General features: G+C 68.2%; 15 protein-coding genes. 7 read left to right on the top strand and 8 right to left on the bottom strand.

All coding sequences use genetic code 11. From position 1 onward, the window contains the following. Nucleotides 1–23: 23 nt before the first annotated feature. Nucleotides 24–974, bottom strand: coding sequence for a hypothetical protein (locus tag QHF89_RS03605; protein WP_136966048.1), 951 nt, complete (start codon nt 972–974; stop codon nt 24–26). A 280-nt stretch (nt 975–1,254) separates the two neighbouring features. Between QHF89_RS03605 and QHF89_RS03600 the strand changes: the two genes are divergently transcribed. Continuing rightward, complete coding sequence (locus QHF89_RS03600) at nt 1,255–2,601, top strand: sigma 54-interacting transcriptional regulator (RefSeq protein WP_136928135.1); 1,347 nt, start codon at nt 1,255–1,257, stop codon at nt 2,599–2,601. A 13-nt stretch (nt 2,602–2,614) separates the two neighbouring features. On the opposite strand, the gene QHF89_RS03595 is transcribed toward QHF89_RS03600, so the two are convergent. From QHF89_RS03595 to QHF89_RS03575, 5 genes are all read right to left on the bottom strand, one after another. Further along, a complete protein-coding gene (locus tag QHF89_RS03595) occupies nt 2,615–4,030 on the bottom strand; it encodes a M23 family metallopeptidase (protein WP_284720003.1) in 1,416 nt (471 codons plus the stop codon). Nucleotides 4,031–4,104: 74 nt separating this feature from the next. Further along, nucleotides 4,105–5,547: a glycosyltransferase gene (locus tag QHF89_RS03590; protein WP_136966050.1), complete on the bottom strand. Its 1,443-nt coding sequence runs from the start codon at nt 5,545–5,547 to the stop codon at nt 4,105–4,107. Nucleotides 5,548–5,573: 26 nt separating this feature from the next. After that, complete coding sequence (locus tag QHF89_RS03585) at nt 5,574–6,074, bottom strand: adenylyl-sulfate kinase (protein ID WP_136966051.1); 501 nt, start codon at nt 6,072–6,074, stop codon at nt 5,574–5,576. Beyond that, on the bottom strand, nt 6,071–7,177 hold the full coding sequence (locus QHF89_RS03580; protein WP_136928139.1) for an aminoglycoside phosphotransferase family protein: 1,107 nt from the start codon (nt 7,175–7,177) through the stop codon (nt 6,071–6,073). The genes QHF89_RS03585 and QHF89_RS03580 overlap by 4 nt, the downstream gene beginning before the upstream one ends. 41 nt (nt 7,178–7,218) lie before the next feature. Then, on the bottom strand, nt 7,219–7,623 hold the full coding sequence (locus tag QHF89_RS03575) for a CBS domain-containing protein (protein WP_232379414.1): 405 nt from the start codon (nt 7,621–7,623) through the stop codon (nt 7,219–7,221). A gap of 222 nt (nt 7,624–7,845) precedes the next feature. Here QHF89_RS03575 and QHF89_RS03570 point away from each other — a divergent pair, with 222 nt between their 5' ends. Then, a complete protein-coding gene (locus tag QHF89_RS03570) occupies nt 7,846–8,250 on the top strand; it encodes a hypothetical protein (protein WP_136928140.1) in 405 nt (134 codons plus the stop codon). Between the two features lie 12 nt (nt 8,251–8,262). Here the strand turns inward: QHF89_RS03570 and QHF89_RS03565 are convergent, their stop codons facing one another. Further along, nucleotides 8,263–9,480: a hypothetical protein gene (locus QHF89_RS03565; RefSeq protein ID WP_136966052.1), complete on the bottom strand. Its 1,218-nt coding sequence runs from the start codon at nt 9,478–9,480 to the stop codon at nt 8,263–8,265. A gap of 166 nt (nt 9,481–9,646) precedes the next feature. Between QHF89_RS03565 and QHF89_RS03560 the strand changes: the two genes are divergently transcribed. From QHF89_RS03560 to QHF89_RS03540, 5 genes are all read left to right on the top strand, one after another. After that, on the top strand, nt 9,647–10,537 hold the full coding sequence (locus QHF89_RS03560) for a PAS domain-containing protein (RefSeq protein ID WP_284720002.1): 891 nt from the start codon (nt 9,647–9,649) through the stop codon (nt 10,535–10,537). 116 nt (nt 10,538–10,653) lie between these two features. Further along, on the top strand, nt 10,654–10,956 hold the full coding sequence (locus tag QHF89_RS03555; protein ID WP_136928143.1) for a hypothetical protein: 303 nt from the start codon (nt 10,654–10,656) through the stop codon (nt 10,954–10,956). A gap of 26 nt (nt 10,957–10,982) precedes the next feature. Beyond that, a complete protein-coding gene (locus tag QHF89_RS03550; protein ID WP_136966054.1) occupies nt 10,983–13,223 on the top strand; it encodes a TOMM precursor leader peptide-binding protein in 2,241 nt (746 codons plus the stop codon). A 26-nt stretch (nt 13,224–13,249) separates the two neighbouring features. Then, nucleotides 13,250–14,698, top strand: a complete 1,449-nt coding sequence (locus tag QHF89_RS03545; RefSeq protein ID WP_136966055.1) for a SagB family peptide dehydrogenase — start codon at nt 13,250–13,252, stop codon at nt 14,696–14,698. Next, on the top strand, nt 14,695–16,422 hold the full coding sequence (locus QHF89_RS03540; protein ID WP_136966056.1) for a S53 family peptidase: 1,728 nt from the start codon (nt 14,695–14,697) through the stop codon (nt 16,420–16,422). Before QHF89_RS03545 ends, QHF89_RS03540 begins: the two co-directional genes overlap by 4 nt. On the opposite strand, the gene QHF89_RS03535 is transcribed toward QHF89_RS03540, so the two are convergent. Then, entirely contained in the window at nt 16,419–17,918 is a 1,500-nt protein-coding gene (locus QHF89_RS03535; RefSeq protein WP_136966057.1) for a flavin-containing monooxygenase, read from the bottom strand. The two genes, QHF89_RS03540 and QHF89_RS03535, sit on opposite strands and share 4 nt — an antisense overlap. Nucleotides 17,919–17,972 lie beyond the last annotated feature (54 nt).

The raw sequence follows: 17,972 nt of genomic DNA, 5'->3' as shown, positions 1-17,972 counted from the left end.
GAGGCGAGGAGGCGCGAAACGATTCACAGAGCCGGCGGGACGAAGGTCGTGAACACGTTCGTGTAGCTGCGATTGGGCTCGCGGGTCGAGAAGAACGAGGGGCAATACCAGATTCCGCTTCCAGCGTCGACCAGCGGTGCATTGCAGCGCTTGTTCGCGAAGTTCTGGTTGGGCGACCCCAGGATCGCGCCCGCCAGCACGATGCGGTGCGTGCAGTTCGCGTCGCCCTCGGCGCAGCAGTAATTGCCTTGCGTCGCGAAGCACGCCCGACCGCTGTCCACCGGGTCCGCGGTGTCCGGACCCGCGACGTACGCGGTGGGATTCGTGGCGAACAGGTTCCCGAAGAAGCCGCCCTCCCGGATGGTGAGGTTGGGATCGGTGCAGGCATCACTAAAAGGCGTTCCCCCCGGGCCGACGATGCAAAGCGCGAGCTCCTGGTTGTTCCCGTTGAGCAGCGAGAGCAGGCACGAACTCATGCGTTCGCGTTTGTCCTCGCCCGTGAGCCGATTGGACTTCCAGCCCGGGTAGAGCTCCCATTGCCCCGGGAACGTCTGCGTGCCGTCGTTCGTTGAAATCGTGAAGCTCGGCGCCACCGAGCACTTCGCGATTCCCTTCATCATCGGGGCGCGGTTCGTCCCGTCCGCGGACATCCACGACTCCCATTCCGGTTTCAGCGTGCAGCCCGTCGCGGTCACTGTGCCATTCTTGCAAAGCGGGAGCGGATCCGGGTTCGTGGACGACGTAATGCCAAAGCTGTTCGTCACGCTGCGCTTGAGGGGATCGCTGTCGACGGCAAAGGGCGGGAGGTTGTTACCGCCCGTCGGGCCGGTCGCCTGCACAGCCTCGTCCACGTCCCCCTCGAAATCCTCGATGTCGACGGGCTCACCTCCGCAGGCCGGAAGCGCCGCAGCCGACACGAGGAGCGCGCCTGCGAACCCGAACCGCGAAACCAGATGCGTGAGCTGCGTCGTCATGATGATCGTCCTCCTCGAAGTCCTTGGCATCTGGACTCTCCACGTTCTGTGCCAGCGCTCGAAGCGCCGCGAAAAAGGCCGCTCACGCAACGATTCCCCGCGCGCTCCGCGCTGTGTGGAGGGCCCGGCCTCCAGGCTTGGAGGAACGAACCTCCATCCCCTGGAGGCCCCAGCCTCCATGCCTGGAGGCCCGACCCTCCATCCCCTGGAGGCGCGTCCCTCCAGGGCGGCCGCCTCGACCCGCCACCCCGCCGCGAGCGCCGCGTGGTAACGTGCGGCCATGTCGACGGATGGCACCCTGCTCCTCCGCCCCAGCGCGAAAGAGCTGCGGCTCGAAGGTTTTTCGCTCACTGTGATCGAGGGCCCGGACACGGGGGCCTCGCTGCGCGCTCCGAAGAGCGAGGTCTCCGTGGGCACCGCGCAGGGCAACGACCTCGTGCTCTCCGACCCGACGGTCTCCCGCCACCATATCAGCATCACCGCCACACCCGACGGCTTTTTCCTGCGGGATTTCGATTCCTCGAACGGCACCTGGATCGGCAGCACCCGAATCCTCACGGGATACATCGACGACGGCGCGCGCGTCCGGGTCGGGCGCACCACGCTGCGCGTCGACCTCGTCGACGAGGACATCTGCGAGGCCTTGAGCCCCGAGGATCGATTCGGCTCCGTCCTCGGCGCGAGCGACGCCATGCGCCGCATCTTCGCCGCGTTGCCCCGCATCGCCCCGTCCGAGACCACCGTGCTGCTCGAAGGCGAGACCGGCACCGGGAAAGGTGTCCTCGCCGCGGCGATCCACGAGGCGAGCGCGCGCGCCCGCTCTCCGTTCGTGGTGCTCGACTGCACGGCCATCGCGCCCACGCTCATCGAGAGCGAGCTCTTCGGCCACGTGAAAGGCTCCTTCACCGGCGCGAGCGCCGATCGCCCCGGCGCCTTCGAGCAGGCCGCCGGCGGAACCATTTTCATCGACGAGATCGGCGAGCTTCCGCTCGACATGCAGCCAAAGCTCCTGCGCGCCCTCGAGGAGAAGACCGTCAAGCGCGTCGGCGGCAACCAGCGCATCCGGCTCGACGCGCGCGTCATCGCCGCGACGAACCGTGACCTCCGCACCGAGGTCAACCGCGGCACGTTTCGCGCGGATCTGTATTACCGCCTCAACGTCGTGCGCATTCACATCCCGCCGCTGCGCGAGCGCACCGGCGACGTCGAGCGGCTCGCGCGCCATTTTTATGCCGAGCTCGCGCCGCATCGGACCATGCCGGCCGATCTGCTCGAATCCTTCTGCCGGCAGGCGTGGCCGGGCAACGTGCGCGAGCTGCGGGCCGCCGTCGAGCGCGCGGTCCTGCTCGACGATCCGGCCCTCCTGGCGCTCGGGAGTGGACCTTCCGAGGGCGGCGCGGGCCCTGCCGCGGAAGGCGAATTCGATCTGCGCGTGCCCTACCGCATGGCGAAACAGAGGGCCGCGGACCGCTGGGAGGAGCGCTACGTGCGCGAACTGGTTTCGCGCGCCAAGGGCAACGTGTCCGAGGCGTCGCGGCTCGCGCGCATGGACCGGAGCCATTTGCGGACGTTGATCCGAAAATACGACATTCGCAGCGGGGACGAGGGCGACGGCGGCGAGGGATGAGGCCGAGACGGGCTCAGAAGTGGTGCGCGTCGATGAAATCGTGCGGGGCCAGGATCTGGTAGCCGTTCAGGCTGCACCCGTTGTTCGTCCCCGAGGCCGTGTACGATTCCGGCGCGTTCGCGAGGTCGGCATGCCCGAGCCCCGGGACGCCGCCGGATCCGTCGTATCCGCAGGCGCCTCCGCCGTTCAGGCCCGCGATCTTGTCGCAGAGGCTCTTCGGCGCGATGAAATAATGCAGGTGGGAGTTCGAGCCCTGGTCGAGGACCGTGCCGATTTGATCTCCGCGCTTGACGGTTTGTCCTGGGGAGACCGTGCGCGTGGCCAGGTGGCCATAAAATGAGCACACGCTCGTCCCGTCCGGCATCGGGTGCTGGATGAGGATCACGTTGACGTAAGAACTTCCGTTCGGCGCGGAGACAAGCACGACCCCGTCCGCCACCGACGAGACGGCCGCGTTCGCCGCGCCGGCCTTGCCGATGTCCTCGGCGAGGTGCGCCCCGCCATACACGTCCCAATAATGCCCGAGCACCTGCCAGACCTGCCAGCCGGCTCCACCCGCCGGGCTCGTGCTCTTGTCGCCCACGGGGTATCCGAAGGCTCCGCCGGTCGGCGGCTGTGAATTCGGGATCCCAGGGCCACAACACCCCGCCTTGCAATCCCACGTGAGGACGCCCGAGCCCTTGCAAGCGCCGTTGTTCCCATCGTCGCAGCTCGCGCTCGAATTGTAGAGCTGCGCGAGCACGCCGCACGAGGGGCTGCAGCAGCGCACGCAATCACTCGTCGGCGTCCCCGTCCCCGCGCACCAGTTGTGGGTGCCGTCGTCGCAGGTAAAGGTGCCCCCGGGCCAGCCATTGGCCTGGGCCAGATCCGCGCAGCTCGCTTGCCCCCCGCCACCGCTGCCGCTCGAGCCCGGGTTCGTGCTTCCCTCGACGAGCGCCTCGATCTGGCATTGCGCCACGGGGTTGCCCGGGTTGCCCCCGTTCTCCCCCTCGACGAACGTGAACGTCAGGACGCCGGGATCGTAGCCGTACACGGTGTATGTCCACGTATACGGCCCGGATCCCCCCACGCCGCCCCATTGCGAGGCGGGCGCCCCCGGCCCGGTCACCTTCATGTTGACGTAGGCATAGGGCGTCTGGTTCGTGTACGAGACCGTGAGGATCGGCGAGGTGATGGGATTGCTGTCGAACGCGAATCCCGCGTCGCACGGCAGCATCGGCAAGCTCCCGCCGCTCCCCGAGCCGGGCCCCACGCCCGTCGAGGACGTCATTCCGCCCATCCCACCGCCGCCGCCCATTCCCGCGCCGCCCGTGCCGGGCCCGGTCGTGCTGCTGCTGCCCCCTTCCCCTCCGCTGCCCGAGGACGACGACGCGCCCGGCGAGGAGCACGCGAGGGGGAGCATCGCCAGCAGAAAAAGACGCGAGCGCATGGTTCGTGACGCGAAGGGCATGGCACGGACGAGACTATCGAACGAATGGCGGTGAGGGAAGCCCTTTCACCCTCTCATGCCACGAGGAGACGCTCGATGATCGCGCCATACTGGACGAGGTGCCGAATCCCGAGAAATCGTTCCCGCACGCGCGCGCGCGCCGCGGCCCCGAGGCGCTCCGCCAAAGCCCGGTCCGCGAGGACCCGGTGCAGCTCGCCCGCGAACGTATCCAGATCGGTCGGATCTCGCAAAAGGACCCCGCTCACCCCGTCTTCGATCTGATCCTGGATCCCGCCGACGGCGCTGGCGATCACGGGCCGCGCCTTCCACATGGCCTCCGTCACCGTGAGGCCAAACCCCTCGTGTAGGCTCTTTTGCGCGACGATCGTCGCGTGGCGCTGCAGCGCATTGACGATCACCGCATTCTCCTCGACGTCCGCGGTCGGCAGCATCGCGAGGTGGACGTGCGCACGGATGGCCGGCGGTTGTTCGAGAAAGGCACGGTAGACGGCCTCGAAGACGGCGGGGCCCTCCGGATCGTCGGCCACCGCGCGCACGTTCGGGCCCGCGAGCACGAGGTCGACCGTGGGGGCGGCGTGGTTCTGGACCAGGATCGAAAAACCGCGCAACACGCCGAGCATGTCCTTCAGCGGGTCCCAGCGGGACACCTGCACGACGAGCGGCGTCTCCCAGGCGGACGCGCGCCCGAGCCGAAGGATGTCGGCCGATCGCTCCACGCGCCCGGGCGTGCCGTCGCTGCGCACGAACGCATAACGAGGCGATGGTGGCGGAGGCCCTTCGAGGATGCCCACGTGGACCAGAATCGAGCGGACGGTGTGCTCGTCGAGCTCGATGTTCTTCGCGGAGAACGCGTCGATGCTGGGCTGGACGATCGACGCCCGCCCGTCGCGATACCGCGCTGGGACGTACCTCTGCCGGGAAAAAATCATGCACCCGACGCCGTCGAGGTAACGGGCGAGGAACCGCCAGCCGAGCTCGACCTCTTCATTCGTCTCGTCCGCGCCGATGTGGCACCGCCAGAGGACCCGCGCGCCCGCGGCGAGCAGCATCGGCGCAAGTCCCGCGGGTTGTGGGTCGTGCAGCAACACCACGTCGCCGGGGCGGACGAGCTCGCGCAGCTCGACCGCATTGCGGGAGAGGGTCTTCGCGTATACGTGATGCGCGGCCTCGTCGAGCGCAGAGCCATCGCCGTGCTCGCCGTGAAGGGCATGGTGCAGGCGCTTCGTGATGCGAAAGAATTCGGGCGCGCCGCCGATGGTCAACCAGCGCACGTCGAGGCCCGCGCCGCGCGCGTACCCGAGGAGCGAATGCAGCATTTCCGCCACGCCGCCGCCCACGGCCGTCGAGTTGACGTTCCAGATGACGCCGCCGGCCAGCCGCTCGTGGAGACCCTGCGCGAGGGCTCGCGCCTCGTCGACCGCGGTTTGCCCCAGCAGGGGCACGAAGCGTTCGAGCGAGCGAACCTGCGCGGGGACTTCCTGCACGAGGGGCATCATCGGCCTTCTAAAGCCGACGACCCCGTTCAGGCGGACAGGCGGACGATTTTCTGCACCGCTTCCTCGTCGTGGCCCCCGAGCGCGATCACGTCGGGCGCCTCGGGCGGCTCGTACGGCAGGTCGAAGCCGGGCAGCCCCGAGACCTTGCCCTCGCGCGCCGCGGCATAAAGTCCTTTCGCGTCGCGCTCCGCGCAGCGCTCGGGTGAGGCGCGGACGTACACCTCGAAGAAGCGGGGCGCGACGGCGCGCGCCTTTTCCCGAAAGACACGCAGATGCGCCGTCGCCGGCACGAGCACCACGTGCCCTTGCCGCGCCAGCATCGCCGCCAGGTTCCCCAGCGTTTCATAGAAATGGGCCCGCGCCTCCTCGCCATACCCCGGCGGCGGCCGCATCGCCGCGCGCACCACGTCCCCGTCGAGCAGAATGCTCGGTCTGTGTTCCTCGACAAACTTCCGAAACGCCCGATCGGCCAGCGTCGATTTCCCCGCCGACGGGAGCCCCGTGATCCACACGACCGCGCCGTTCACGAGAAGAGCCCTTCCGCCTCGTCCGGATCGAAGCTCGGCGCGTCGAGGACACGCTCGACGAACCCGAGGAGCGCGTCCCGCGTGCTCGCGTGAATCGACGGATACCAGCGCGGATTGCAGAGCACGAGCGCCCGCCACGCGAAGAAGGGTGCGGCCACGGAGAAGAGCTCCCGATCCCCCGTCACGTCGAGGTACGTCTGGAAAAACGTCCGCCAGAGGGTCCGGAACGCGCCGTTCCACGAGCCGGGGGCTTCGAGCGCGAAGAACAGATAATTGATCGACAAACACGTGACGTCGTCCGCGGGTTCGCCGGCCGAGCCGCGGCTCGTGTCGAGGAGCCGAGGTTCACCCGCGCGATCGAAGACCACGTTGAACGGGTGGAAATCGCCGTGCGTGCGGCGGAGGCGCTCGCCGCGGCCCTTGAGCTTCCACCGCCACGCGAGGCACCGCTGCTCGATGCGGAAGAGCCGCTCGGGCGACGCCATCTCCACGCCCACCGGATACCCGTCGACGAGCCCGAAAATGCCCTCGCCGTGGCCGAGGAGGTCCCGGATCGCGCGCCGGTAGGTCGCGGGTCCGTCCTGACGAACCGCGTGGACCTCCGCGCAGAGCCGCGCGAGCGCCTCGCAGCGAGCGACGTCCCGGTCCGTGAGGGCGCGCTCGCGGGCGATCCGCCGGAGATCGTCGGCGTAGACGTGCCCCTCGACGTATTCCGTGACGAGGTAAAACTCGCCGCTCCGTCGCAAAGACGCGAGGCGGCCGTCGTCGAGGACCGCGCCCACGTCGAGCGCGCGTACGTGCCGCGGGATGCGCGCGAAGCTGTCGAACGCGAGGAGCAGGTTCGCGGCCCGGTCCGCGCGCCGGTCGTGCCCGAATTCGTCGGGTTTGGCCGTGTGCAGGCAGAGGTCGCTCTCCGCGCCGTCCGGCCTGCGCACCCGGATTCGCAAGGGCACGCCATATCCAATGGCCTTGCCCGTCGCCCCGCCGTCGTCGTCCTCGTCGGGGCCGAGCCGCGAGACCCGCAGCACGGCCGCGCCCGGCATGACGCCGGCGACGAGCTCGCTCACCTCGTCCTCGATCTCGGGCGGCTTGGCTCTCGTCATCACGTCACCTCCGAAAGGGTTCGGACGAACGGCGCGCGCCGTCATCCGTTGTCGTCGAGCGCGTCGGCCAGGGCGCGGAGCGCGTCGGTCGTCGTGAAAACGCCAACGACGTGCCCGTCATGCATCACGACGGCCGCGCCGTACCGGTGCTCCGCCATCTCGCGCGCCACGCCCGCGAGCGGGGTGCTCGGCGCGGCGGTGAACGGCAGCGGGGTCATCGCCTCCTCGACGCGGAGCTTGGCGGGATCCACGTCGCGGAGCGCCTCGACGAACGCGAGGTCCCGCTCGGAGAGGATTCCGATCAGCTTGCCGCCCCGAAGGACGGGCAGGTGCCGGATGTCGTGCTCACGCATGAGTTTGTGCGCCTGCACGAGCGTCTGATCGAAGCCGATCGAGTGAGGGCTCCGGGCCATGTAGTCCGAGACGGCGGGGTTCTTCGTGTTCATGGGGTCCTCTGCGGAGAAGCATAGCAAAACCGTGACCAGACGCGCTCGCGCGGCGCCTCACGGCGGCTCGTGGTCGCGCAGGCGCCAAACATGCGCCGCTGCGCAAACGGTGCGCTTCGCATCCCGCTTCGGGTCCGGCCTCCCGCTTCGCTTGTCGAGCCCGGACGTACCGGACACGCTTGTCGAGCCCGGACGTACCGGACACAATGGCGGTCGAGAGCCATGAAAGCCCCGGACGATCGACTCCAAGCCCTCGACGGCGCGCTCCAGAGCGCGCTGGACGCGCTCGCTGCGCATCCGTGGAAGAGCCGCGTGGACGACGTCGCCCGCGCCGTCGCCGCGACCGATGTCGGGCTGCGGGTGATCCTCGCCGCGCAGCTCACGGCGAACCTGTGGCATTCGCGCCAGTACGACGAGGACGAAGCGTATCGAGAGGAGCAGGATTCCTACGAGGGCGCGGTCGTCACGGCTGCAAGCGTGGCGCGGGAGCTGCTCGCGTACGAGGAGGTCGAGGGGTATATGCTCGCCCATCCCGGGAGCCGGGAGGTGCAGGGGCTCCTTTCGTACAAGGAGGCGACGGATCGAATGCGCGCGAGCGTGATGAGGCAATGCCGCGTCGCGCGGTGATCGAGGCCGGCGTCAGCTCCCCGTTTCGATCGAGATCGGCACGACCAAGGCCACGCCTTTGCCGGACGGCGGCGGAGGATACGTGCTGCTCCGGAGGACCCGCAAGACGCAGCCCTTCACGGGCTTCCAGGCGTGATGGTTCCCGGACACGTGGTGGACCGAGGAAAAGTCTGTTGCGCCAAACCGATCGATCATGAATCCGATCTCGAACGTGGTGACCCCGTCTCCCTCGGGCCCGGGTCCTGCGTCGTTGCATGGACGGAGGCGCGGGGAGAGGCGCTCGATGTGCTCCGCGAGGGCGACGGCAGGATAACCCCCTCCGAATGTCTTCCACGCGCCGAGGGTCACCTTGGCGCGCGGCCCTGGACCCGGCTTGGGCTCGGCGCCTGCCTCCGTGGCGTCGACCGCGGCCCCATGCTCGCGCGCGCTTCGTCGCTCCGCCGCGGCGAGGGCGAGCCTCATCCCGCACCGGCCCCGCGCGCCTGCATGGTCGCGACGACCTTCATACGGAATGTCGTTGCAATCGGTCAGCGGTACGTCCGGGAACAATGCTTCGACGTCGAATCCTCGGAGGTCGCAGGCGCGGGCGAACGCCTCGACGGCGTTATCGTCGCTGTGGGCCGTGATGAGGTGCTCGGCGAGCTTGTTGCATGCCTCGACCTGCCCCGCCTCGCATCCCGGACGATCCGCCTCGACCTCGGCGATCCAGCGCTTGCGTGTCCCGAGGCAGCTCCCGTCCTTGCCTCCGCCCTCCGGCAGCGCGCAATACCGCTCGGAAGCGGAGGCCGCGCGCGTGGCGTCTCGCCCGAGCATCAGGCGCGACAGCTCCTCGCAACGCGACGCGGCCCCAAGGGAGCAGGCCCGATCGATCAGATCCACGAGGCCCCGCTCGGCCTCTTCCACGAAGGGGTCCGACGGCGCGCCTTCGTGTTTCTGGGCGTAGCGCACCTGGGTCGCCTTCGCGCGGATGCCATCGATCGCCTCCGTGCACGCGGCGAGATGACCGCCGAGGCAACCCTTGCGGAAAGCCCCGAGCGCACCGTTTCCCCCGCCGGCCGCCTCCGGTTCTCGTTTCCGCTGGCCCAGCGTGTGACACCCGCCCTCGCCCGCGATCCCCTCGGCGCACGCGCGCTCGCATGCCTCCGTGTCGCCGGCGATGCAGGCGCGCGTCGGATCGGGCCGCGGTTTGCAGGCGCAAACCACGGCGATGGCGAGGAGAAGCGCGCGCATGACCCGATGGTACCCGCGCCTCCGTGCCACACAAAGTGTCGCACCGTGACCTCATGGGGAAGGATTGAACCCGAACCCGAGTAAGCGCTATCATCATCCTTGGGGGAAGTGTGCGCGCGAAGGCAGCGCCACTTCCGGGGTGCGCATGTCGAGGGAGAAAATTACGATGAAAGAGCAAGCATTGGGCGTCGAGGCGCTTCGTTCCGAGGTGGCGGACCTACGGAGGCGCCTGCAGGAAGCCGAGATGCGCAGCAGCACGCTCCGGGATCTCATCGACTGCGTGCCCGGCGCTGTGTGGGAAAGCTGGTTCGTCGAGGATCCGAGCCGCGGTCGTGTCGGTTATGTGAGCGGACAAATCCTGGACATGACCGGCTACACGCCGGACGAGTGGCTCGCGATGCCGAGCCTCTGGTCGGATCTGGCGCACCCGGAGGACAAAGGGAAAGTGCTCGTCTCGAACGAGCATCTCGAACGAGACGGCCGTACGGTCCTGCGATTCCGCTGGATCCGCCGGGACGGCAGGCTCCTCTGGATCGAAGCCCAGACCGTATGCGTACGCGAACCGGACGGACGCACCGTGGGGCTGCGGGGGATCATCATGGACGTGACCACCGCCGTCCGCGCGGATCAGGACCGCGCCGATGCCCTCCTTCAACAGGAAGCGCTCCGCGCTAAAGAGGCGACGCTCCTCGAGCTCTCCACGCCGCTCATCCCCGTGAGCGACGCGGTGATGGTCATGCCGCTCGTCGGCGACATCGACCCGGCGCGCGCGGAGCGGGCGATTACCGTCCTGCTGGAGGGCATGGCGAGAAGCGGAGCGCGCGTGGCGATCCTCGATATCACCGGCGTCCCGCAGGTCGACGCCGAGGTCGCCGACGCGCTCGTGCGCGCCGCGCGTTCGGTCACGCTCCTCGGGGCCGAGCCGATGCTGACGGGCATCCGCCCCGAGGTGGCGCAGACGCTCGTCTCGATGGGGATCGACCTCTCTGGAATCGGCACGCACAGCACCCTGCAAACGGGTATCGCCCATGCGATGCGTCGCGCCCGCACTGGATAAAAGAACAGCTCTTTCTCGAAAGCCGGGACGCACCCCGGGATCAGCGAATTCCTCCTACGATCACGCTGGCGAACGATGTAAAACTGTGCTGATGTATGGGGTTTCGAGGGGGGATCATGAAGAAGCAGCATACGCTCACCAGGGTGCAGTGGGGGTTTCTCGTGGCACATGCCTGGGCGGAGACCTCGTTCCGCCAGCAGCTCGAACAGGATCCTTCGAGCGCCATCAGAAACTTCGCAAAACAACAATTCGGGCTCGAAATCGACCACGACGTCGCGCTCCCGCTCGATTTGCCGTTGCCGCCGGCCGATCTCGCGGTCGAAGCGCTCACGCTGGGGATGGGGCTCGGTCCGGCCCCCGCGACGGCGTGCGGCTGCGGCACAGCGGGTGAGGTTCATTCGGGCGCCGTGAGAAACTGATCGAAGACGGCATCGCCCGACCGCTCATGCTCGCCCGCCCACGTTTCAAGCATTCCTATCGCGTCGAGCCCATCGAGGGCGAGGGCGTCTACCTTCTTTGGGAGGGTGGTAGCCACGTCCTCCACGGCCGAACCTATCAGGCGCTGGTACCTCTCCTGACCGGGGCGCTGACCGAACAGGAGATCTGCCAGCGCCTGGAGGCGCACGTTTCGCCCGCCGAGGTTTTTTACGCCATCACCATGCTGCGCAAGGGCGGATTCGTCACGAACGACGAAGCCGATATGCCTCGCGCGGAGGCCGCCTTTTGGGACGCGCTCGGCGCCGCGCCTGCGCAGGCCCGCGAGCGCCTGCTTAGAGCGCGCGTCGCCCTCGTCGCCATGGGCGACGTGGACACGCGCGCGATTGCCGAGGCCCTCGCCGAGCTCTCGATCGAAACGGCCGCTGAAGGGGAGCTGCCCCTCGTCGTCGTGGACGATTACCTGCACCCCGATCTCGAAGCCTGGAACCGGGCCCAGCTCGAAAAAGGAACGCCGTGGCTCCTCGTTCGACCGGCCGGCAGCGATGGCTGGCTCGGGCCGCTATTCTTTCCCGGCAAAACTGGCTGCTGGCGTTGCCTCGCGCATCGCCTGGAGGGGCATCGCCGGGTCGAGCGTTATCTGGAGCGCCGCACGGGCAAACCCGTGCATCCGCCCGCCCTCGCCGCGCTCCCCTCCACGCGCCGCGCCCTCGCCGCCACGATGGCCACGGCCGTCGCGCGCTGGGCCGTGCTGGACGAGATTCCGGCCCTCGAAGGACGGGTCGTCACGATGGACACGACCTCGTTCGAGAGCCGCACGCATCTCCTCGTGCGGCGCCCTCAATGCCCGGCGTGCGGGAATCATGAAAGGATCGCGCGGGGACAAGAATCCCCCGTCCTTCTCGAACCCACGCCGCGCACGTTCTCGGCGGACGGCGGTTTCCGGCAGGCGACGCCCGAGGAAACGTACGTGCGGCTCGCCCATCATTTGAGCCCCGTCACGGGCATCGTGAGCCGCCTGCACCGCAACATACGCCCCGAGGACGACCCTCGGCTCGTCTTCTCGTATTCGACCGATCACAATTTTGCGCAGATGGCGCACGACCTCTCGTCGCTCCGCAGCAGCCTACGCAGCCATTCCGGCGGCAAAGGTCGAACGGACATCCAGGCGAAGACCGGCGCGATCTGCGAGTCCATCGAGCGATATGCGGGCGTCTTCCAGGGTGACGAGGCGCGCGTCCGCGCGGTCCAGGCGGAGCTCGGCGAGGTGGCGATCGACCCGGTCGCCTTGATGGGGTACAGCGCGCGTCAATACGACGAGCGCGCGTGGTGGAATCGGCACGGCGAGATGAGCACTTGGGTGCCCGAGCCCTACGTTCCTGCGCAATCCATCGAATGGAGCCCGGTCTGGTCCTTGACCGAGCAGCGGCGGCGCTATGTGCCCACCGGGTTCTGTTATTATGGCTATCCGTTTCGCGAGGGCCCCGTGTTCACCCGAGCAGACTCGAATGGCTGCGCGGCGGGCAATACACGCACCGAGGCCGTGCTTCAGGGATTTCTGGAGCTCGTGGAGCGCGACGCTGTCGCGCTCTGGTGGTACAACCGCCTGCGCATGCCGGGGGTGGACCTCGGGAGCTTCGAGGAGCCTTATCTCCTCGCCACCGTCGCGCACTGGCGCGCCCGAGGGCGCGAGCTGTGGGCCCTCGACCTGACGAGTGACCTCGGCATTCCCACGTTCGCCGCGATCTCCCGGCAGATCGAGGGCCCCTTTCCAGCGATCCTGTTTGGCTTCGGCGCGCACCTCGACGCTCGCCTGGCCTTGCTCCGCGCAGTCACCGAGCACAACCAGCTCATGCCGTTCGCGTTCACGGGCGACGCAGGCAAACCCTCGCCGGGCGGGCTGATCGTTGATTGGTTACGGCAGGCGACGCTGGAGTCGGAGCCCCATTTGCGGCCGAGCGACGCTCCGCTCTACGCGTCCCGTAAATTCGCGCCGCCCGTCGGCGAGGACCTCCGGGAGGCGGTCGCGTTTTGCATCGAACGCGCCCGCGACCGCGGACTCGAAACGTTGGTGCTCGATCAAACCCGGCCCGATACGAGCCTCGTGGTGGTCAAGGTGATCGTGCCGGGGCTCCGCCATTTTTGGGCGCGCCTCGGCCCCGGCCGGCTTTACGACGTGCCCGTCGCCATGGGTTGGCTCGAATCGCCTCTCGCGGAGGAATTCATGAATCCCTACCCGATGTTCGTCTAGCCGCGCGCGGCGGAGGAGACGTTGCCATGATGGAAACCTGGCGAAGACGGCTCGGCCTGCGCTTCCGCGAAGGGGTCACATGGAGCCGGGACGCAGGCGGCGCCGCCCAGTTGACCTCGCCCTCGTTCTCCCCGATCTCGCTCGGGGCATTGCCGCAGGCTTTGCTCGCCGCATTCGAGCGCCTCGACGCCGAGGGCCCCACGCTCGAAACGCTGACCGAAGGCCTCGCCGCGCAGGACGGGCCTCTGGCCGTAGCTACGTTGCTCCACCACCTCCGCCGTCTGGAACAGCTCGCGCTGCTCGCGTATGTCGTGCGCGACGGCGAGACCACGCTATCGTCGCTGTACCCCATTTCGCCCTGGTTTTCCCTGGGCAGCGGAGACATCGACCCCGCGCGTCGTTACGTGCTCTCCCGCTTCGCGTATCAGCGCCGCGACGGCGAGGGCCTCGTGCTGGAATCGCCCCGCTGCCACGCGCTCCTGCGCATCGAGGACGCGCATGCCGCGGCCCTCTGCTTCACGCTCGCCCGCCCGACCACGCCCGCGACGCTCGCCGTCTCCGGGGCCAGCCCCGACGCAATGGCAACCTTCGTCAGCTTGCTCGTCGCGGCCGGTTTCGTGATCCCGGCCGAGGATTCGGGGCGTACCGAGGAAGAACAAGCATTCCAGCTCGCAAGCTGGTCCTTCCACGACCTGCTTTTCCACGCCCGCAGCCGCCCCGGCCGCCATTCCTGGCCTTGCGGCAAAACCTACCCCTTCCGCGACCGCGTACCGCCGCCGCCCGCCCTCCGGCCGCCACGCGCCTCGGCCCCACCTCCCCTTCCCCTCCCTCGCCCGGACCTCGACGCGCTCCGCAAAGCCGATCGCCCCTTCACCGCCGTGCTGGAGGGCAGGCGCACCGTGCGCGCCCAGGGGCGTGATCCCCTCTCGGTCGAGCAGCTCGGCGAATTCCTGTACCGGTCCGCGCGGGTCCGCGCGCTGATGCCCGCGACGCCCGCATCCGGTTACGACGTCACCTCGCGCCCGTCCCCCTCCGGCGGCGCCTGCCACGACCTCGAAATCTACCTCGCGATCGATCGCTGCCGTGGCCTCGACGCGGGCCTCTACCATTACGATCCCGCCGCGCATGCCCTCTCGCGCATCCAGGGACGTACGCCCGAGGTCACGGCCCTGCTCACGGGCGCCGCGCTCGCGACGCTCCGCGCCGAATTGCCACAGGTGCTCATTTGCCTGGCCAGCCGGTTCCAGCGCGTATCCTGGAGTTACGAAGGCATCTCTTATTCGGTCACCCTCAAGAACGTGGGCGCGCTTTATCAGACGTTTTACCTGGTCGCGACGACGATGGGGCTCGCCTGCAGCGGCGTAGGACGGGGCGATTCGGACCTCTTCTGCAAGGCCGCCGGCACCGAGTATTACGCAGAGACGAGCGTGGGCGAATTCGTGCTCGGCAGCCGTCCCGAGGAAGGCGAGGAATGAGCCGCGCTCGTGTCGACATCGAGGGTAGCGCCCGACCGCCCCTGTTCGGCGCCGTGCTCCAGGGCGACGTCTCCCCCGACGAGATCATGACCGCCGTGCTTTGGTTGCGCACCCCGGAGTGCTCTCCGCCGCTCGTGGAGACCGCCTGGAGCGTGGTCCGGACCCGCGAACCCTGGTCGCACGAGCGTTATGCCGCCACCTATGCAGCGAGCCCGGAGGACGTCGCGCGGATCGAGGCGTTTGCCCGCGCGTATGATCTTTCCGTGATCGACGTCCATCGGGCTGCGCGAACGGTGACGCTCTGTGGGACCGCGCAATCGTTTGAAGTGGCACTCGGCGTAAAATGGAAACGCCATGCCTACCGGGGAGAAATCGACGTCACGCACGACGCGCCCCTCTCCGTCCCCGCGAGCCTCGACGGCATGATCCTCTGGGTTTTCCTGCCCCGCAACGCGCCCATCACGAACGATAGCCCGCCGCTGCGAAGACGCACCGACGCCCCGCCGGCCCCGCCCGCCGCCACCCCTGACAAACCATGGCGCTTTCACCCACCGTCCCGCTTCGCCGAGCTTTACGATTTTCCGGCCGAGCTCACGGGGGAAGGCGTATGCCTCGGGGTGCTCTCTCTCTACGGCGGCTTTTCCCACGACGACATGCGGATCTTTTTCGAGGGCCTCGGCATGCGCGCGCCGGAGATCCTCACCGTGGGCCCCAACCGCTGGGCGACCGGACCCGACACCTGGGCCAATTACGAGGTCAGCATGGACGCGCAGATCGCCTTCTCCTGCGCGCCCGGGGTGCGCCCGGTGGTGTATTTCTCCGGCGCGCGTGGGAATGCCGACACCACGACCTACAGCTATTTTCAGCTCTTCAACGCCGCGCTCTTCGATACCGAGAACCGGCCCTCCGTGCTCACGCTCAGCGCGGGGCTGCCCGAGGATCTGCCCGGCGTATGGACCCAGGCCGAGGCCACGCGGATCAATGAGCTGTTCGTTATCGCCGCCATCCTGGGAATCACCATCTGCCTTCCCTCGGGCGACTCCGGATCCATTTTCCCCATGGCGCAGGGCATGTTCTCGGCGCCCTCGCTGGTCTATTTCCCGGGCTCCAGCCCCTGGGTCCTCTGCTGCGGGGGCACGACGCTGATCCTCGACGAGCGAGGCGCCCGGAAAGACGAGGTGGTGTGGAATCGCCTCGCCGACACCATGCTCCTCGCCTATGGCCATGCGGGCAGGATCGCCCACCTCGGTAGCAGCAGCGGCGGCGTGAGCGGTTATTTCGAGCGCCCCGCATGGCAGGCCCGCGCCGCCATCCCCGTCCGGACCTTCGCCACGTTCCGCGACTGGGTCTTCACCGAGCCGGCGAGCACGTTCGCCGGCCGCGGCTGCCCCGACGTCGCAGCCCATGCGGATTTTTTCGACGGATACCGCATCTTCGTGGACGGCGCCTATCGGTACGGCGGCGGGACGAGCGCGTCCACGCCGCTCCTCGCGGCCCTCGTGGCCCGCCTCTGCCAAGGCGTGGGGCGGCGGCTCGGGTTCCTCAATCCGCTGCTCTATCGATTGCAGTTGGAGGAAGGGGCGAACGTCTTCCGCCCTATCGTCGCCGGCAACAACGGCGGATATGCCGCCTCGTCCGAGGCTGGCTGGAACGCCTGCACCGGGCTCGGCGCCCCCCGCGGGCGCGCGCTGCTCGAAGCGCTCCGCAAAGTGTATAGCGTCTAGGGCGTCGCCCCCGCATGGGGGCGCACCTCGGCGCCCGCGGAGGTCGTCCCGGCAAACTCCATCGTGCCGTCGTCCACCTCCCCGAAGCGCAAGGCCGCGATGTCCAGCAGGTAATTCTGATTCACCTTCCACGGCTTCTTCGAGCCCTGCCTCGGGAACGCGCCGACCGCGCGCTGGACATACCCCGACGAGAAGTCGAGCAAGGGCAACTCCTCCATGTCAGAATCGCTGCGACGCGGCGTGCACCGACGCGCGCCCATCGCGTCCATGTGGGTCAGCAGGCGACAGACGTATTCGGAGACGAGGTCGGCCTTCAGCGTCCACGACGCGTTCGTGTACCCGAATGCGCACGCCAGGTTCGGCACGTCGCTGAACATCACGCCCTTGTAACTGAGGAGCTTCGACGACTCCATGCGACGGCCGTCCACCACGACCTCCATGCCGCCGAGGAAAAGGAGCCGGAGCCCCGTCGCCATGACGATGAGATCCGCTTCGAGCTCCTCTCCCGACACGAGCTGGAGCCCCTTCTCGGTGAACGTCTCGATATGGTCCGTGACGACCGACGCCTTGCCCGCCTTCACCGCCTCGAAAAGATCCCCGTCCGGCACGACACAGAGGCGCTGATCCCAGGGATTGTATCGGGGCGTGAAATGTTTGTCGACGTCGTAGTCGGACCCGAGCTGCCCTCGCACGAGGTCGACGAGGCGCTTCTTCACGCCCTCCGGCCTCCGCCGCGCGAGCTGATAAAAGAACATACCCACGAGCACGTTTTTCCAGCGCGTGACCTCGTACGCGACATGCGAGGGGACACGCTGCTGGAGCCAGCGCGCGATCACGTCCTGGGACGGGAGCGACACCACGTAGGTCGGCGAGCGCTGGAGCATCACCACGTGCGCGGCCTCCTTCGCCAGCTCCGGCACGAGCGTGACGGCCGTCGCGCCGCTGCCGATCACGACCACGCGTTTTCCACGATATTCGATGTCGTCCGTCCAGAATTGCGGGTGCACGACGCGCCCCTGGAAGCGCTCGGTGCCCGAGAATTCGGGGGTATATCCCTTGTCGTAATCGTAGTAGCCGCTGCACATGAGCAGGAAGTTGCATGTGAAGCGGACGAGCTCCTTCGACGGGCCCCGCTCGGCCTCCACCGTCCATGCCGCGCGCTCGCTCGACCAAGAGGCCCGCACGACCCGGCAGCCGAACCGGATCTTCGATTCGATCCCGTCCTCGCGGGCCGTCTCGCGGATGTACGCGAGGATCGCCGGACCATCCGCGATCGCCTTCCGCTCCTTCCACGGCTTGAACGAGTAGCCGAGCGTGTACATGTCGGAATCGGATCGGATGCCCGGATAACGAAAGAGATCCCAGGTCCCGCCGATGGCCTCGCGCCCCTCGAGGATCGCGAAGCTCTTTCCTGGGCATCGGGTCGTGAGGTGGTGGGCCGCCCCGATCCCCGATAACCCTGCGCCCACGATGATCACGTCGAAATGTTCGGACATCTCTCGCACCTGCTCGTCACGCTCCGCAGACGAGCCCACCGTAGCAGGACGAGC

The sequence above is a fragment of the Polyangium sorediatum genome, from assembly GCF_029946465.1.
GTDB lineage: Bacteria > Myxococcota_A > Polyangia > Polyangiales > Polyangiaceae > Polyangium > Polyangium fumosum.
This window is presented reverse-complemented; position numbering and strand designations above follow the sequence as displayed.

Excerpts from the sequence above, each read along its gene's own strand:
- QHF89_RS03575 (WP_232379414.1), bottom strand. The coding sequence starts at position 7,623 with ATGAACACGAAGAACCCCGCCGTCTCGGACTACATGGCCCGGAGCCCT.
- QHF89_RS03550 (WP_136966054.1), top strand. The coding sequence starts at position 10,983 with ATGCTCGCCCGCCCACGTTTCAAGCATTCCTATCGCGTCGAGCCCATC.
- QHF89_RS03555 (WP_136928143.1), top strand. The coding sequence starts at position 10,654 with ATGAAGAAGCAGCATACGCTCACCAGGGTGCAGTGGGGGTTTCTCGTG.
- QHF89_RS03590 (WP_136966050.1), bottom strand. The coding sequence starts at position 5,547 with ATGATGCCCCTCGTGCAGGAAGTCCCCGCGCAGGTTCGCTCGCTCGAA.
- QHF89_RS03535 (WP_136966057.1), bottom strand. The coding sequence starts at position 17,918 with ATGTCCGAACATTTCGACGTGATCATCGTGGGCGCAGGGTTATCGGGG.
- QHF89_RS03595 (WP_284720003.1), bottom strand. The coding sequence starts at position 4,030 with ATGCGCTCGCGTCTTTTTCTGCTGGCGATGCTCCCCCTCGCGTGCTCC.
- QHF89_RS03605 (WP_136966048.1), bottom strand. The coding sequence starts at position 974 with ATGACGACGCAGCTCACGCATCTGGTTTCGCGGTTCGGGTTCGCAGGC.
- QHF89_RS03580 (WP_136928139.1), bottom strand. The coding sequence starts at position 7,177 with ATGACGAGAGCCAAGCCGCCCGAGATCGAGGACGAGGTGAGCGAGCTC.
- QHF89_RS03560 (WP_284720002.1), top strand. The coding sequence starts at position 9,647 with ATGAAAGAGCAAGCATTGGGCGTCGAGGCGCTTCGTTCCGAGGTGGCG.
- QHF89_RS03570 (WP_136928140.1), top strand. The coding sequence starts at position 7,846 with ATGAAAGCCCCGGACGATCGACTCCAAGCCCTCGACGGCGCGCTCCAG.
- QHF89_RS03565 (WP_136966052.1), bottom strand. The coding sequence starts at position 9,480 with ATGCGCGCGCTTCTCCTCGCCATCGCCGTGGTTTGCGCCTGCAAACCG.
- QHF89_RS03600 (WP_136928135.1), top strand. The coding sequence starts at position 1,255 with ATGTCGACGGATGGCACCCTGCTCCTCCGCCCCAGCGCGAAAGAGCTG.
- QHF89_RS03540 (WP_136966056.1), top strand. The coding sequence starts at position 14,695 with ATGAGCCGCGCTCGTGTCGACATCGAGGGTAGCGCCCGACCGCCCCTG.
- QHF89_RS03545 (WP_136966055.1), top strand. The coding sequence starts at position 13,250 with ATGATGGAAACCTGGCGAAGACGGCTCGGCCTGCGCTTCCGCGAAGGG.